Source organism: Pseudomonas sp. NPDC087817 (assembly GCF_044742875.1).
Taxonomy (GTDB): Bacteria; Pseudomonadota; Gammaproteobacteria; order Pseudomonadales; family Pseudomonadaceae; genus Aquipseudomonas.
The window spans coordinates 61964-76635 of sequence record NZ_JBIUVJ010000010.1 but is presented as its reverse complement, the minus strand read 5'-3'; the positions used below and the strand labels follow the sequence as shown (position 1 = coordinate 76635).

At 62.6% G+C, this 14672-nt stretch carries 17 protein-coding genes; all 17 read left to right on the top strand.

The window, feature by feature from the left end; translation table 11 throughout:
- The first annotated feature begins 160 nt into the window (after window positions 1-160).
- The 17 genes from ACIONG_RS11170 (at window position 161) to ACIONG_RS11090 (ending at window position 14649) form a co-directional block, all read left to right on the top strand.
- Window positions 161-2083, top strand: coding sequence for a YncE family protein (locus ACIONG_RS11170; protein ID WP_401299205.1), 1923 nt, complete (start codon window positions 161-163; stop codon window positions 2081-2083).
- A 14-nt stretch (window positions 2084-2097) separates the two neighbouring features.
- Window positions 2098-2748 carry an SCO family protein gene (locus tag ACIONG_RS11165; RefSeq protein WP_401299202.1) on the top strand — a complete coding sequence of 217 codons (651 nt, stop codon included), beginning with the start codon at window positions 2098-2100 and terminating at the stop codon, window positions 2746-2748.
- The gene (locus ACIONG_RS11160) at window positions 2745-3365 is read left to right on the top strand and encodes an SCO family protein (RefSeq protein WP_103305787.1); all 621 of its coding nucleotides are present in this window, start codon (window positions 2745-2747) and stop codon (window positions 3363-3365) included. Before ACIONG_RS11165 ends, ACIONG_RS11160 begins: the two co-directional genes overlap by 4 nt.
- Before the next feature lie 9 nt (window positions 3366-3374).
- The gene (locus ACIONG_RS11155; protein ID WP_401299199.1) at window positions 3375-4925 is read left to right on the top strand and encodes an ABC transporter substrate-binding protein; all 1551 of its coding nucleotides are present in this window, start codon (window positions 3375-3377) and stop codon (window positions 4923-4925) included.
- A gap of 15 nt (window positions 4926-4940) precedes the next feature.
- Window positions 4941-5702, top strand: coding sequence for a SurA N-terminal domain-containing protein (locus ACIONG_RS11150; RefSeq protein WP_315445706.1), 762 nt, complete (start codon window positions 4941-4943; stop codon window positions 5700-5702).
- Window positions 5703-5921: 219 nt separating this feature from the next.
- A complete protein-coding gene (locus tag ACIONG_RS11145) occupies window positions 5922-6452 on the top strand; it encodes a response regulator (RefSeq protein WP_103305790.1) in 531 nt (176 codons plus the stop codon).
- A gap of 81 nt (window positions 6453-6533) precedes the next feature.
- Window positions 6534-8240, top strand: a complete 1707-nt coding sequence (locus ACIONG_RS11140; RefSeq protein WP_401299196.1) for a GspE/PulE family protein — start codon at window positions 6534-6536, stop codon at window positions 8238-8240.
- Window positions 8221-9024 (top strand): hypothetical protein, encoded by an 804-nt coding sequence (locus tag ACIONG_RS11135; protein WP_401299193.1) that lies wholly within the window; start codon window positions 8221-8223, stop codon window positions 9022-9024. Before ACIONG_RS11140 ends, ACIONG_RS11135 begins: the two co-directional genes overlap by 20 nt.
- A 1-nt stretch (window position 9025) precedes the next feature.
- Window positions 9026-9571: a PilN domain-containing protein gene (locus tag ACIONG_RS11130; RefSeq protein ID WP_401299190.1), complete on the top strand. Its 546-nt coding sequence runs from the start codon at window positions 9026-9028 to the stop codon at window positions 9569-9571.
- Entirely contained in the window at window positions 9558-10106 is a 549-nt protein-coding gene (locus ACIONG_RS11125; protein ID WP_103305794.1) for a GspMb/PilO family protein, read from the top strand. The genes ACIONG_RS11130 and ACIONG_RS11125 overlap by 14 nt, the downstream gene beginning before the upstream one ends.
- Window positions 10106-10618: a hypothetical protein gene (locus ACIONG_RS11120; RefSeq protein ID WP_401299186.1), complete on the top strand. Its 513-nt coding sequence runs from the start codon at window positions 10106-10108 to the stop codon at window positions 10616-10618. The genes ACIONG_RS11125 and ACIONG_RS11120 overlap by 1 nt, the downstream gene beginning before the upstream one ends.
- Window positions 10615-12462: a secretin N-terminal domain-containing protein gene (locus ACIONG_RS11115; RefSeq protein WP_315445701.1), complete on the top strand. Its 1848-nt coding sequence runs from the start codon at window positions 10615-10617 to the stop codon at window positions 12460-12462. The genes ACIONG_RS11120 and ACIONG_RS11115 overlap by 4 nt, the downstream gene beginning before the upstream one ends.
- A gap of 2 nt (window positions 12463-12464) precedes the next feature.
- Window positions 12465-12938, top strand: coding sequence for a type II secretion system protein (locus ACIONG_RS11110; protein WP_083368631.1), 474 nt, complete (start codon window positions 12465-12467; stop codon window positions 12936-12938).
- Between the two features lie 5 nt (window positions 12939-12943).
- Window positions 12944-13318: a type II secretion system protein gene (locus ACIONG_RS11105; RefSeq protein ID WP_064588154.1), complete on the top strand. Its 375-nt coding sequence runs from the start codon at window positions 12944-12946 to the stop codon at window positions 13316-13318.
- On the top strand, window positions 13293-13832 hold the full coding sequence (locus ACIONG_RS11100; RefSeq protein WP_103305799.1) for a type II secretion system protein: 540 nt from the start codon (window positions 13293-13295) through the stop codon (window positions 13830-13832). The genes ACIONG_RS11105 and ACIONG_RS11100 overlap by 26 nt, the downstream gene beginning before the upstream one ends.
- Entirely contained in the window at window positions 13829-14221 is a 393-nt protein-coding gene (gene csgE / locus ACIONG_RS11095; RefSeq protein ID WP_103305800.1) for a curli production assembly/transport protein CsgE, read from the top strand. Before ACIONG_RS11100 ends, csgE begins: the two co-directional genes overlap by 4 nt.
- Window positions 14218-14649: a curli assembly protein CsgF gene (locus ACIONG_RS11090; protein WP_016987875.1), complete on the top strand. Its 432-nt coding sequence runs from the start codon at window positions 14218-14220 to the stop codon at window positions 14647-14649. The genes csgE and ACIONG_RS11090 overlap by 4 nt, the downstream gene beginning before the upstream one ends.
- Window positions 14650-14672 lie beyond the last annotated feature (23 nt).

Genomic DNA, 14672 nt, shown 5'->3' with positions numbered 1-14672 from the left:
CGTGGTAGGCAATGAAGAGGGTGGGATGAATGCAAATCCCGTGTAGGCCTTCGCCTGCTCGCGATTGGGGCAACTCGGTTTCGGATGGTGAGGCAGATGACGCCATCGCGAGCAGGCGAAGGCCTACAGGGAATGGGTTTGCAAATGAGGGGAGGGTGGTATGAACAGGATCATCAACATCATCGGTATTTGCACGCTGGCCCTGGCCGGGGCGTTGCTGACGCTGAGTGAGATTGCGCTGGCGCAAACCGGGGCCGGTCAGACGCTGAACCGTGACGGCGTGGCGGTGGATTTCAATCTCAAGCCACTGGCCGCCGACGGCAAACTGCGTGAAGGCGAATTCGCCGATGTGCAGTTCCGCGTCACTGACAGCGCTTCCGGCCAGCCGTTGTCCGGTGTGGCGCCGGGTGCCTGGGTCGATCCACAAACCCTCGCCGCCGATCAAGCTCAGGGCCGTGACCAGAGCTGCAAGGCCCGGGTCGGGGTGTTTCTCAAATCCAACATCGGCGCGCGACCGTTGCTCGACCTCAACAGCTATTTCCTGCTGGTGATGAACCGCGACGCCAGCATCGCCGTGGTCGATCCGTCGGTGTCGGTCGGCGGTATCACCAGCACCCTGGCGCGCATTGAACTCAAGCAACCGCCGATGGACTGGGTCACGCCCAAAGACAACAAACGCGTATTCGTCTCGATGCCGACGGCCGGTGAAGTCGCCGTGATCGACAGCGAGCAATTCAAAGTCATCGACTCGATTGCCGCTGGCAGCCAACCGGTGCGCGTGGCGCTGCAACCGGACGAACGCCTGCTGTGGGTCGGCAACAACGCCAGCAAAGCCGAAGACTCCGGCGTCACGGTGATCGACAGCCAAAGCTTCAAGCCCCTCAAACATTTAAAGACCGGGCGCGGCCACCACGAAATCAGCTTCAGCAAGGACAGCCGCTTTGCCTTCGTCAGCAACCGCGACGACGGCACCGTCAGCGTGATCGACATCGCCAGCCTGAATATCGTCCAGCAGATCAAAACCGGCGCTCATCCGCTGTCAGTCGCCTATTCACCACTGTCCGGCGCGGTTTATGTGGCCGACGGTAAGGACGGCACCGTGACAGTGATCGATGCCAGCACTCACGCCATCCGCCGGGTGATCCAGTTGCAACAAGGCCTCGGCCCGATGGGCTTCAGCGCCGACGGCCGCTTCGGCGTAGTGCTCAACACCGTGGAAAACCGCGCCAGCATCATTGATGCCGCGACCAACAGCGCCATCCATGATCTGGACGTTTCCGCCGAGCCCTACCAAGTGGTGTTCACCCAGGCCTACGCCTACATCCGCGGACTCGCTTCACCGAAAGTCACCATGATCAACCTGTCCTCCCTCGGCGAAGGTCGTCAGCCGATCAGCCAGGGCTTTGAAGCCGGCCCGCAAGCGCCGCGTCTGGCCGGCGATTTGCCGCTGGCCTCAAGCCTGGCGGTGTCGCGTGACGACAACGCGGTGTTCGTGGTCAACCCGGTCGACAACACCACCTACTTCTACGCCGAAGGCATGAACGCGCCGATGTCCGGTTACCCCAACCGTGGCCAGATCGCCCGCGCCGCCATGGTCATCGACCGCAGCTTGCGCGAGGTTTCGCCGGGGCTGTACAGCGCGCGGGTAAAACTGCCGGCCGCGGGGCGCTTCGATGTGGCGTTCCTGCTCAACCAGCCGAACATCATTCATTGCTTTACCGCGCAGATTGATCCTGACGGCAAACCGCTAAAACACCTCGGTCAGCCGAAAGTCGAGTTCCTCCTCGACAAGACTGCCGTCGCGCTCAACGACCCCTACGTCGTGCGCTTTCGCATCGTTCAAGGCAAAGACAAAAGCCAACGCAGCGGCGTCAAAGACGTGCAACTGCGCTACTACCTCGCGCCCACCTCGCATCCGCGTGAAGTGGCGGCGCTGGAAGTCGCCGACGGCGTGTACGAAGCGCCGATCACCCTCGACCGCAGCGGCGCCTGGTACCTGCATGTGCGTGCGGCATCGCTGGGCGCTGGTTTCGATGACAAGACCTTTGCCAGTGTTCGGGTAGCCCCCGGCCTGGCCCGTTGAAGAGGAGTTTCGACATGAACCGATTTGCATCCAGTGGCCTGCTGACCCTGTGCCTGTTGAGCCTCGGCCTCCAGCAAGTCCAGGCCCATTCGGCAGACGAACACGCCGGGCACAAGGCCCCGGCCAGCAATAGCCAGGAACATGCTCAGGTGAAATTCGCCAACGTGCCGCTGCTCGACCAGAACGGCAAAACCGTGCGCCTTGAACAAGACCTGGTGCAGGGCAAAATCGTCGTCATGAGCTTCATCTACACCAGTTGCACCACGGTGTGCCCGGTGGTCTCGTCGATCATGGGCAAGGTGCAGAAACAACTCGGCGCGCGGGTCGGCAAGGAAGTGCAACTGGTGTCGATCAGCGTCGATCCGCAGCGTGACGATCCGAAACGCCTGCAGGATTACGCCCGCACCTTCCAGCGCGGCCCGGGCTGGAGCTGGCTGACCGGCTCGCCGCAGTCGATCAATGAAACCCTCAAGGGCCTCGGCAGTTTCAGTGGCGACCTCAAGAACCATCAGCCGCTGATCCTCGTCGGCGACGGCGATAGCCGGCACTGGATGCGCTATTACGGCTTCACCGACCCGGCACTGCTGGCCAAGGAAGTCGAGAAACTCAGCGGCCTGCGCACCCTCGCCAAACACACCGCCATCGCCATGGAGCAACAACCATGAGACTGCTCGACTGGATCTCCCTGACCGTGTGTTTCTGGATTCTCGGTAACGTCGCGTTCGCTCACGAAGGCCACGTCTCTGAACCGCCAGCCGCTGTGGCTGCCGCGCCGGCCAAAGGCACTCACGACGCGAAAACCTGGTTCACTGACACGCCGTTGCAGGATCAGAACGGCGAAACCCTGCGCTTCTACAGCGACGCGCTGCACAACCGCGTGGTACTGCTCAACGTGATCTTCACCAGCTGCAACGATGCCTGCCCGCTGATCACCCGCAAGCTCAAGGAAGTCCGCGAGCTGCTGGGCGACAAGGCGCAGGACATCACCTTCATTTCCCTTACCAGTGACCCGCTGCGCGACACGCCGGCGGTGCTCAAGGCTTACACCTTGAAGCAGGGTTCCGATGACCCTCATTGGCTTTTTCTTACCGGCGACAAAGCGCAGATGGACCTGGTACTGAGCCGCATCGGCCAGATCGTGCCGACGCCCGAGCAACACTCCACGCAGTTGATCGTCGGCGATGTCGCCAATAAACGCTGGAGCAAAATCCGCCCCGATGCCCCGGCCGCCGCCATTGCCCAGCGCTTGCAGTTGCTGACAATGCCCGTGGCCGGCCGCTGAGTCCGCGCCATGAACCTTGGCCGCGTACTCGCCCTGATCCTGCTCGCTGGCGTCAGCCTTGGCGCGAGCGCTGTGCCGTTGACTGCGCAGGAGGCGGCGGGCAAGCGCCTGTACCGCCAAGGCTTGTCGGCCAGCGGTGAAGCGATCATGGCGCGGGTTGGTGCGGCGGATGTGTTGTTGCCGGCGACGAGCCTGCCGTGCGCCAACTGCCACGGCGCCGATGGCCTCGGTCGACCTGAGGGCGGCGTGCGTCCTCCCGAGTTGAACTGGGCGCGGCTGACCAGCACCTATGGCCAGCAGCAGGTCAACGGCCGCAGCTATCCGGCCTACAGCGAAAGCTCGCTGGCCACAGCCATTGAGCAGGGCCGCGACCCCGGCCACAATCGCCTCGACCCGAGCATGCCGCGCTTTCTGCTGTCGATGAAGGATCAGCGCAACCTCACCGCTTACCTCAAACGCCTGGCCGATGAGCGCGATCCCGGCCTCGACGCCGAGACCTTGCACCTGGGCACGTTGCTGCCCAGCCAGGGGCCGCTGGCCGAGGAGGGCGCGACGGTGGCGGCGGTTCTCAACGGCAGCGTCGCGCGGATCAATCAGGCCGGCGGCATACATGGACGGCAACTGCGCCTGACGGTGCTCGACCCCGGCCCGGATCGCGCCAGTGCCGAGCACGCCTTGCAGCAATTGATCGAGCAGGAACAAGTGTTCGCCTTGATCGCACCGCTGGCGCCGGCCCTCGACAGCGAACTCGGGCCGCGTCTGGAAAAGGCCGGCGTGCCGCTGATCGGGCCGATGTCGATCCTCGGCACCCTGCAGGCCAGTCCGCAGATATTCGAGCCATTGCCAGGCTTGCGTGAGCAGTTGATCGCGCTGGCCGATTACGCCACGGCAAGTTTGCGCGTGCTGCAAGGGCCAACGCTGATTGCCTATCCGGAAGATCCGGCACAGGTACAAACGGCGCAAATCCTGGATCAGTACTTGCGAAGCCACGGCTGGCAGAACGTCCATCTGCAAGCCTGGGATTCCTCGGCGGATGCGTTGCCACTGGGCTCGCGCTCGGTTTTTTATCTGGGCAGTGGCGGCGGTTTCAGTCGTCTGGCGAAGCGCTTGCAAGGCGCCGGGCAGGTGCCGTACCTGTTTGCCGCGTCGAGTCAGGTGGCCGGCGATCTGTTGCAAGTGCCGAGCGGGTTCACCCGGCGGGTGTTTCTCGCCTATCCATTCGTGCCCAGCGACTGGACTCAGGCCGGGCGCATGGCCCTGACGTTATTGCGCGAAGGTCAAGGCCTCGGTGCCCAGCACGCGGTGCTGCAAGTCGGCGCCTATGCCTCGATGCTGCTGCTCAGCGAAGGCATGAAGCAGGCCGGTCGCGACGCCAGTCGGGAAAAACTGGTGGCGGCGCTGGAGGGCCTGCACGACTTCGACACCGGCCTGACTCCGCGTCTGAGTTTCGGCCCCGGGCGGCGCCTGGGTTTGAGCGGCGCGCATGTGGTCACACTGGATCTGCCGGATCAGCGCTTCTATCTGGTCGCGCCCTATAAACCGATTATTGTCAGCCCCTGAACGGAGGCCCCGACCATGAAGCTCACAACGCTGTTGTTGCTGCTGACCTGCTGGCTCCCGGTGGCGTGGGCCAATAATGAGCCCGCCGTGGCGCGGGTCAATGGCGAGGAAATCTCTGGATTTCGCTTCGAACGGTTTTTCGCTGAATACCTGGAAGATCAGGGCCGCGCCGTGGCGAGTATTCGTAATCCCAAAGCCTACAAACAGCTGCGTCAGGCGGCGCTGCAAACGCTGATCGACAAAGAGCTGCTGTGGCAGGAAGCGCAAAAGCGCGGCGTGCAGATTGGCGATCAAGTGGTGCGCCAACAAATCGAGCAAACCCGCAGCGCCATCGGTGGCCCGGACAAATTCCTCCGGCGTTTGCAGGACGCCGGTTTCGACGAAGCCTCCTTCACCGAATACACCCGCCGCGAACTGGCCGCCCAGCAGATGTTCGCCGAGTTGATCCGGGCCAACACCTTGCAACCCCGGCACCTGTTGATCCGCGTGCCCGCACAAGCGGATGCGGCCACAGTGACGGCAGCGCGTCTACGCTTGATGCAGATGCGCGCCTCGATTGTCAGCGGCGCGACGTTTGCCAGCCACCCGGTACGTTCACCGTTCGGCTGGCATGTGATTTATTTGCCGAACCACCTGGAGGAAACCGATGTCCCAGATTTGCAGGGGCTGGACACAGTCAGGGCAGAGCTCGCCCGACAGCAACAGACCCAGGCTCGTCGCCAGGTGCTCGCGCAATTACGGGCGCAGAACAGGATCGAACGAATTGACGACGATTGAAGGTTCCCCCCCAATAGTGGGGAATGGCTTCTTTGCCCATTCAGGTGCTTCCCCGTTTCTGGGGAACGGGGTACCGGGACGAGCGGGCATTGTCATGAAATTCAAGGACATGAAGACTTAAATTTACCGGCGCTCAGCCTGGCATGAAGTGTGCGTTACCCCTGGTAAGGCGCACTCTCAAGGCAGGGTCATCGGACCTGCGGTTTCAAGGAGTCGACCTTGGTTAACAAAGTACTGGTTGTCGAAGACGAACAGCTGCTTGCACAGAACCTTCAGGATTATCTGAAGGCGCAGGGGCTGGACGTCCGGATTGCACATGACGGAGCGACGGCGATCGGCATTGCCGAAACCTTTGCCCCCGACGTGCTGGTGTTCGATTACCGCTTGCCCGATATGGAAGGCTTTGAGGTGCTCGACGCGGTCCGCCAGAACAGGACGTGCCATTTTGTGCTGATAACGGGTCACCCGACCGCTGAAGTCTGTGAGCGGGCGCGGCAACTGGGGGTCAGCCACATCCTGTTCAAACCGTTTCCATTGGCGGAACTGGCGCGGGCGGTATGCGACCTTCTGGGCATCAAGCGTGAAGCGAAACCCGGTGCCAACCCATCCGAAGGGTTTGTCGAACGACGCCAGAGCAGGACCGAGAGCTTCCCGTTGCAGTTGTACGATGGCAGTTGGGTGTTGGCGGATCGCCGAAAACAGGCGTACGCCATGGCACCGGACGACGATCAAATGCTCACCGGGGAGTAATGGCGCGATCAGACGTTCCGGCACTTGCCGCCAAGGTTTGCCGCGCCGACAGGGCTCTGAGCCCCGGTTGGAGAGCAAGCCATGGAACGTCTGTCCGTTGTCGTCGAACCGCTGTTGGCCGAAAGCGCGCCAGAACGCTTTTCCAGTGAGCAGCTGGCCCAGGCCCGGGCGCGGGCCGCCACCTCTGGCGAACGCGTGCTTGAAGCCCTCGGCGTGCTCTGTGAACTGGCGCCGATGCCGTTCATTCACACCCTCGGCGCCACCCTGCATTACCCGGTGCTCGACACAGACAGCCTGTTTCAAGCGACGCCGGTATTCGACCGGGTCACCCTCGCACAATGCCTGAAACGTGAATTCATCCTGCTGCGCCACAACGACGAAGTCATCGGTGTCTTTGCCGACCCCTTCGACCCGGCGCGCCTGGCCTGGATCGACGATTGCCTGCACGGCGCGCCGCTGCATCTGGTCCATGCCGATGACCTCAAGGCCTATCTGGCCCGCCACGAAGAAAGCTTCCACGCCGTCGAATCGCTGAACGCCCAGGGCGACACCCACAGCGAAACCGACACCCTGCAAAGCCTGTCGCTGACCAGCATCAGCGAAGACGCCAGCAGCGTGGTGAAACTGGTCAACTCGACCCTCTACGACGCGCTGAAAATGCACGCCAGCGATATCCACCTCGGCACCACCGGCCAAGGTCTGGTGATCAAGTACCGCATTGACGGCGTGCTCAACAACATCAGCAAAGTCCAGGGCAACGAGTTCGCCGAGCAGGTGATTTCGCGGGTCAAGGTCATGGCCGAACTGGACATCGGCGAGAAGCGCGTGCCGCAGGACGGACGCTTCAAGATCGGTATCAGTGGCCGCCAGATCGACTTCCGCGTATCGATCATGCCGAGCATCTTTGGCGAAGACGCGGTGCTGCGTGTCCTCGACAAGCAAGACCTCGCCGACAAGGTCTGCGGCGTGCAATTGCAGGCGCTGGGCTTTGAAGACGAAACCCTGCGCCAGTTACGCCGCCTCGCCGCCGAACCCTACGGCATGGTGCTGGTGACCGGCCCGACCGGCAGCGGCAAGACCACCACGCTGTACGCGATGATCACCGAGATCAACCATGGCGTGGACAAGATCATCACCATCGAAGACCCGGTCGAGTATCAATTGCCGGGGGTCCTGCAAATCCCGGTCAACGAGAAAAAAGGCCTGACCTTCGCCCGCGGCCTGCGCTCGATCCTGCGCCACGACCCGGACAAGATCATGGTCGGCGAAATCCGTGACCCGGACACCGCGCAGATCGCCGTGCAATCGGCACTTACCGGTCACCTGGTATTTACCACCATCCACGCCAACAACGTCTTCGACGTCATCGGCCGCTTCACCCAAATGGAAATCGACCCCTACAGCCTGGTCTCGGCGCTCAACGCGATTCTCGCCCAGCGCCTGATTCGTTTGGTGTGCAGCAGTTGCAGCGCACCGATCAATCCGAGCGATGAAGAACTGCGCGCCTCGGGCCTCGATCCGCAGAAAGTCGATCACTACCACTTCGTCCACGGCAAGGGTTGCGGCCATTGCCGGGGCAGCGGTTATCGCGGGCGCACGGCGATTGCCGAATTGCTGCACCTCGATGACGAACTGCGCCAGATGATCGTCGAGCGCCAACCGATCAAACAAATCAAAGCCCTGGCCTGCGCCCGTGGTTTGCGCCTGCTGCGCGAATCGGCGCTGGAGCTGGTGGAACAAGGCCGCACCACGCTGGAGGAGATCAATCGTGTCACTTTTATCGCGTGAGCGTTTTGTCGCCGTGCTCGGCGCCAGCGGTGTTGGCCTTGGTCAGCGGCGCGGCAGCGACACCCTGTGGCTGGGCAGCGTCGGTTACATCGACGAAGGCTTCCAGAGCTACGCGGTGGCGCTGGACACCCTCGATCGCCTGCTTGGTGAACACGCCCGTGCCGGTGCCGAATTGAGTGTGGTCATCTCCGGCCACTTCAGCCGCTTCTGCCTGGTGCCATGGAGCGCGCAGATCAGCAGCCCAGAAGAACTGCGCGGCTTCGCCCAACTGTGTTTTGAAGACCTGTTTGGCGCGCCGACCCAGCCGTGGAGTCTGGTGTTGTCCGCCGAGCCGGCCGGTTACGACCGCATCGCCAGCGCCTTGCCGCAAGACTTGCTCGAACGCCTGCGCACGCTGGTCAGCGGTCGCGGTTTGCGCCTGCGTTCGGTGCAGCCGTACCTGATGGCGGCGTTCAACCGCTTCGACAAAAGCCTCGATGCCGGCGACTTCCTGTTCGTCGTCGCCGAGCCGCAACGCAGCGTGTTGTTGCTGGCGAGGGAAGGGCGCTGGGCCGGCGTGCGTTCCGTCGGCGGCAGTGATAGCGATGTGGCGCTGAGCGCGTTGATCGGTCGCGAACGGCAACTGCAAGCCTCGACCAGCGAACGCGCCTTCAACGTGTATCTGCATGCGCCGGCGCGCCTCGATGCGCAGCCGGACGTGGCGGGTGTGCAACTGCGCACCCTCGAAGACGACTCGATGACCGTGCGTGACGGCTTGTACGTCATGTCCCGGGCGGTGGCCTGACATGCGCGCGCTCAATCTCGATTTTCAGCCACGCCCACTTTCCGGCCCGTTGGGCTGGAGCCTGCTCGGCGGCGGTGTGCTGCTGGCGCTGCTGTGCTTCAGCGTGCAACAGCACCTCGACGCGCACACCGAACAGCAACAAGGTCACCTGCAAACCACCCAGCGTCAGCTCACCGGCGACAGCGGTGGCAAGTCCACCCTGAGCCCGGCGGAAACCCGCGAACAGGCGCAAAACCTCGCCGAGATGCGCAAGGTCTCGCAGCAGTTGCGCCGGCCGTGGGAACGCCTGTTCGCCATGCTCGAAGCGATGCCGCGCGATGACGTCGCGCTGCTGACCCTGACCCCGGATGCGCGCAAAGGCCAGGTACGCATCAGCGCTGAAGCACGTGATCTGCAAGCGATGCTCGACTTCCACAAGCGTCTGGAAGCCAGCGACGAGCTGTCGGACGTCTCGCTGCTGAGCCACGAGATCGTCGTCAAATCGCCGGAGCAACCGGTGCAATTCAACCTGTCGGCGACTTGGGAGATTGGCGATGCGAATCCCTAGGCTGATTGTCCACGAATACCTGCAAGGCCTCGGCATTCCGGGCCTCGCCGGGCTGGCGCTGCTGCTGGTTGCGGTGGCCTGGGCGCTCGGTGGTTTGCTGCCGGGCTGGCAATCGTTGCAGCACCTCAGCCAGCAGACTCAGGAGGCCACCGAATACCTGGCCAAGGTTGAAGACGGCAGCATCGCGCCGCCAGTGGTGCCGCAAAGGCAACTCGACGACTTCCGCAACAAACTCCCGGCGCAGCCGCAAGCCACCGTCGCCATCGACCGCATCTACGCCCTTGCAGCGCAAGAGCACATCACCCTGGCGCGCGGTGAATACGCCCTCGGCGTCGACCCGAAAACCCATCTGGCGCGCTATCAGATCCTGTTGCCGGTACGCGGCAGCTACCCGCAACTGCGCCGCTTTCTGCATGCCTTGCTCGGCCAGTTGCCGGCGGTGGTGGTGGAAGACCTCGAATTGCAACGCAAGAAGATTGGCGACACCGACCTCAATGGCCGGATCCGTATGACCCTTTACCTGTCGAGGTCGTGATGAATACCAAGCGCGTGACAGGGTGGCTGGCGTTCTTCGGCGTGGCGGCGGCGCTGGCGTGGTTGCCGGAGTATTTCTCGCCGAGCGAAGACGCCGATTCCAACGAAGTGGCCGTCGCCACGCCGGGGAAAACCCGTGGCGCGCTGCCGGCGAGCAACGCCAAGGCCAAGGACGTACCGATCAAGGACCTGAGCCCGACCGGCGATCTGTTCGCCGCGAAATCCTGGAAAGCCGCGCCGACCCTGGCCACGGTCACCGAACAAGCGATCAACCCGGCCACAGTGGTGCAAGCCCCGAGCCTGCCACCGGTGCCGTTTCAATTCGTCGGCCGGCTGCATGACCGCAGCGACCTGCAAGTGTTTTTGCAGAACGGCGAAAAGATCTACGTCGTGCGCAACGGGGATGTGATCGACGACACCTGGAAGATCACCGGCATTTCCGATCTGGAATTGAGCCTGGTTTACCTGCCTTTGCATTTGTCGCAGACCTTGTCTGTGGGGAGTACGCAATGAACCGTTCCCGTTTGCTGATGAGCCTGGGCCTGTGCGCCGGGCTGGCCGCGTGCAGTACTGCGCAGGTGGCCAACAAGGAAGCCGCCGACCTGATTGAACAGGGTCAGTACGAGGCGGGGCTGGCCCGGATCGAGGAAGGTCTGCGTGAGAATCCTCGCGACACCGAACTGCACCTGCTGCTCAACAGCGGCCGCGCCAAAGCAATCACGGCATTGCTGACGGCCGGCGACACCGACCGCTCGCGGCGCGACTTCACTTCGGCGCGCACCGCTTACATGCGCGTGCTGACCATCGAGCCGAACAACCGCCGCGCCCAGGATGCCCTGAAACAGCTGGAATACCTGCGCACCATGGACGAGAAACTCGAACTGGCCCGTGGCGACCTGCGTCGCGGCGACATCTACGGCGCTGATCGCCAGGTCAAACAGATCCTCGAACTCGACCCGGCCAACGCAGGCGCGCTGGAGCTGCAAGGCAACATTCGCCTGGTGCAGAGCCGCAACGTGATTGCCTACCCGCAACTGCGCACTAAGCTCGATCGCCCGGTGACCCTGGAATTTCGCGACGCCAACCTGAAGACTATTTTCGAGGTGCTGTCGCAAGTCGCCGGGCTGAATTTCATCTTCGACAAAGACCTGCGCCCGGACATGAAAGCGACGATTTTCGTGCGTGACGTGCGCATCGAAGACGCCGTGACCCTGCTGCTGCAACAGAACCAGTTGCACCAGAAAGTGGTGAACGAAAACACCTTGCTGATCTACCCGGATTCGCCGCAGAAAGTGAAGGATTACCAGGAACTGGTGATGCGCACGTTCTATCTGACCAGCATCGACGCCAACACCGCGCTGAACATGGTGAAAACCATGCTCAAGACCCGCGACGTGTTCGTCGATGAGCGCCTCAACACCCTGACCATGCGCGACACCGAAGACGCGATCCGCATGGCGGAAAAGCTCCTGCAATCGCAAGACCAGTCCAACCCGGAAGTGGTGCTCGAAGTCGAGGTGATGGAAGTCGCCACTCAGCGCATTCTCGACCTCGGTCTGCAATGGCCGAGCACCTTCGGTGTGGTCAACTCCGATGGTTCGCCGGTCACCCTGCTGGGCCAACTCAAGGGCATCAACTCCGACCGCATCTCGATCGGGCCATCGCCGCAGGCCAAGATCAACGCGCAGGACAACGACATCAACACCCTAGCCAGCCCGGTGATTCGCGTCAGCAACCGTGAGCAGGCGCGCATCCACATCGGCCAGCGCGTGCCGATCATCAGCGCGACCTCGGTGCCGTCGACACAGGGGCCGGTGATCACCGAAAGCGTGACGTACCTGGATGTCGGTCTGAAGCTCGAAGTGACCCCCACCGTGCACCTGAACAACGAAGTGGCGATCAAGATTGCCCTGGAAGTGAGTAACGCCACGCCGCTGGAACCGACCCGTCAGGGCACGATCCCGGTGCAGGTCGATACCCGCAACGCGCAGACCTCGCTGCGTCTGCACGACGGCGAAACGCAGATCCTCGCCGGGTTGGTGCGCAACGATCACGGCGCCACCGGCAACAAGATTCCTGGGCTCGGTGACATTCCCGGGCTGGGCCGCTTGTTCGGCAGCAACAAAGACACCATCGGCAAATCGGAACTGGTGCTGTCGATCACCCCACGGATCGTGCGCAACCTGCCATACCAGAGCCCGTCGGACATGGAGTTCTCCACCGGCACCGAAACCAGCATGCACATCCAGGCACCGGATCGTTCGCAGAGTTACGTGATGCCATCGCCTGCCGCGCAGCCGCGTGCAGTCGGTGAATCGGCCGTGGCCACCACCCGCGTCACCGTTGAGAAGCCTTGATCATGAACGCCTCCCAACGCGGTTTCACCCTGATCGAAGTCGTGGTGACGCTGGCCCTGATCGGCCTGCTGGCGAGCATGGCCGCGCCCCTGACCGAAACCCTGGTGCGGCGTGGCAAGGAGCAGGAATTGCGCAACGCGCTGTACCAGATTCGCGATGGCATCGACGCCTATAAACGCGCGTTCGATGCCGGCTACATCGAGAAGTCGCTGAACAGCAGCGGCTACCCGCCGAACCTGAAAGTGCTGGTCGAGGGCGTGCGCGATGTGCGCAGCGCGAAGGGCGCCAAGTTCTATTTTTTACGCCGCATCCCGCGCGATCCGCTGGTGCCGGCCAAACGTGACGATGAAGGGGGTTGGGGCGTACGCGCCTACAACAGTTCGGCTCAGAACCCGCGCGATGGCGAAGACGTGTTCGACGTCTACTCCCACGCCCGGGGCAAGGGCCTCAACGGTGTCGCTTACCGCGAGTGGTGAACCTCATGCGCCGGGAAAAAGGTTTTACCTTGCTGGAGCTGATGGTGGTGATGGCGATCATCGCCACGCTGATGACCATCGCGCTGCCGCGCTACTTCAACAGCCTTGAAGCGTCGAAGGAAACCACGTTGCGCCAGAGCCTGTCGGCGATGCGTGAGGCGCTGGATCACTTTTACGGCGACACCGGCCGCTACCCCGATTCCATTGAACAACTGATCGAACAACGTTACTTGCGCAGCGCACCACTGGACCCAATCACCGAACGCAAAGACCAGTGGGTGCTGATCGCGCCACCGGACGGCGTCGCCGGTGGCGTGGCCGACATCAAAAGCGGTGCTACCGGGAGGGCGCGTGATGGCAGCCAGTATGCCGAGTGGTAACCGCGCGCAGCAGGGTGGCTTCACCTACTTGGGCGTGCTGTTCCTGATAGTGGTGATGGGCATGGGCCTGGCCAGTGCTGGCGAGTTGTGGTCGACCGCCTCGCGCCGTGACCGGGAGCGCCAGTTGCTCTGGGTCGGTACTCAATACGCACAGGCGTTGCGCAGCTACTACCGCAGTTCGCCGGGGCTGGCGCAGTACCCGAAAGAACTGGTGGACCTGCTCGACGATCAGCGTTTTCCCGAGGCCAAACATCACTTGCGTCAGCTCTATCCGGACCCGATCGGTCAGGGTGAATGGGCGCTGCAACGCGGTTTCGACGGACGCATCACTGGCCTCAACAGCCCGTCGATCGAGCTGCCATTGAAGCAGGCGGACTTCCCGACGCAGTGGTCGGATTTCGAAGGCATGCAGCGTTATTCGGACTGGCAGTTTGTTGCCGAAAAGGCCTTCCTTGAGGGCACCAATGGCCCGGCGAAAGGCCAGTCGAATCTGCCGCAGGCGTTGCAGCCATGACTCGCCAATGGTGGTGCGCGCTGGCCCTCGCCGTTGCGGCGTGCTGCGCCAATGCCGGTGAAGAAGACGAAATGATGGGCTTTATCGTCGACGACACGATCTCGCACATCGGCCACGACTTTTACTACTCGTTCAGTGAACGCCTGCGCGACACCAGCCCGATGGATTTCAACCTGGTAGTGCGCGAGCGTCCCGACGCGCGCTGGGGCAGCCTGGTGACCGTGGAATATCAGCAACGCCTGGTGTATCGGCGCTTCCTGCCGCCGAACACCGTGGAACTGAAGGACGAGGCCTACGCGGCCGCCGACTGGGTTCGACGCCAGGTTGTCCAGCGCAAGCTGGAGGCTCTGTTGCAGGACACCACCGACCTTGAGAAGGACGAACTATGAACAGCACAACGTTCTCACGGCGCAGCGGATTCTGGATCTCGGGGTTGTTGATCGGGCTCGCCAGCGCCGCGGCTGTCCAGGCCACTGAACTGGTCTACACGCCGGTCAACCCGTCGTTTGGCGGCAATCCGCTCAACGGCACTTGGTTGCTCAACAACGCCCAGGCGCAAAACGATCACGACGATCCGGACCTGAAAAGCCGTTCGAGCGTGGCCGGCACTTCGGCGCTGGAGCGCTTCACCAGTCAATTGCAATCGCGGCTGCTAGGGCAGTTGCTGGACAACATCTCCACTGGCAACACGGGGAGCCTGTCCACCGACTCTTTTATCGTCAACGTCATCGACGACTCCGGGGCACTGAGCATTGAAGTGACCGATCGAGCGACCGGTGAGGTTTCGGAAATTCAGGTGAACGGCCTCAACCCATGACGGGCTGACGGTTCCGGGGAGTG

What these genes read in the sequence shown, in the direction of transcription:
- ACIONG_RS11170 (WP_401299205.1), top strand. Translation starts at nt 161, where the DNA reads ATGAACAGGATCATCAACATCATCGGTATTTGCACGCTGGCCCTGGCC.
- ACIONG_RS11165 (WP_401299202.1), top strand. Translation starts at nt 2,098, where the DNA reads ATGAACCGATTTGCATCCAGTGGCCTGCTGACCCTGTGCCTGTTGAGC.
- ACIONG_RS11160 (WP_103305787.1), top strand. Translation starts at nt 2,745, where the DNA reads ATGAGACTGCTCGACTGGATCTCCCTGACCGTGTGTTTCTGGATTCTC.
- ACIONG_RS11155 (WP_401299199.1), top strand. Translation starts at nt 3,375, where the DNA reads ATGAACCTTGGCCGCGTACTCGCCCTGATCCTGCTCGCTGGCGTCAGC.
- ACIONG_RS11150 (WP_315445706.1), top strand. Translation starts at nt 4,941, where the DNA reads ATGAAGCTCACAACGCTGTTGTTGCTGCTGACCTGCTGGCTCCCGGTG.
- ACIONG_RS11140 (WP_401299196.1), top strand. Translation starts at nt 6,534, where the DNA reads ATGGAACGTCTGTCCGTTGTCGTCGAACCGCTGTTGGCCGAAAGCGCG.
- ACIONG_RS11130 (WP_401299190.1), top strand. Translation starts at nt 9,026, where the DNA reads ATGCGCGCGCTCAATCTCGATTTTCAGCCACGCCCACTTTCCGGCCCG.
- ACIONG_RS11125 (WP_103305794.1), top strand. Translation starts at nt 9,558, where the DNA reads ATGCGAATCCCTAGGCTGATTGTCCACGAATACCTGCAAGGCCTCGGC.
- ACIONG_RS11120 (WP_401299186.1), top strand. Translation starts at nt 10,106, where the DNA reads ATGAATACCAAGCGCGTGACAGGGTGGCTGGCGTTCTTCGGCGTGGCG.
- ACIONG_RS11115 (WP_315445701.1), top strand. Translation starts at nt 10,615, where the DNA reads ATGAACCGTTCCCGTTTGCTGATGAGCCTGGGCCTGTGCGCCGGGCTG.
- ACIONG_RS11110 (WP_083368631.1), top strand. Translation starts at nt 12,465, where the DNA reads ATGAACGCCTCCCAACGCGGTTTCACCCTGATCGAAGTCGTGGTGACG.
- ACIONG_RS11105 (WP_064588154.1), top strand. Translation starts at nt 12,944, where the DNA reads ATGCGCCGGGAAAAAGGTTTTACCTTGCTGGAGCTGATGGTGGTGATG.
- ACIONG_RS11100 (WP_103305799.1), top strand. Translation starts at nt 13,293, where the DNA reads ATGGCAGCCAGTATGCCGAGTGGTAACCGCGCGCAGCAGGGTGGCTTC.
- csgE (WP_103305800.1), top strand. Translation starts at nt 13,829, where the DNA reads ATGACTCGCCAATGGTGGTGCGCGCTGGCCCTCGCCGTTGCGGCGTGC.
- ACIONG_RS11090 (WP_016987875.1), top strand. Translation starts at nt 14,218, where the DNA reads ATGAACAGCACAACGTTCTCACGGCGCAGCGGATTCTGGATCTCGGGG.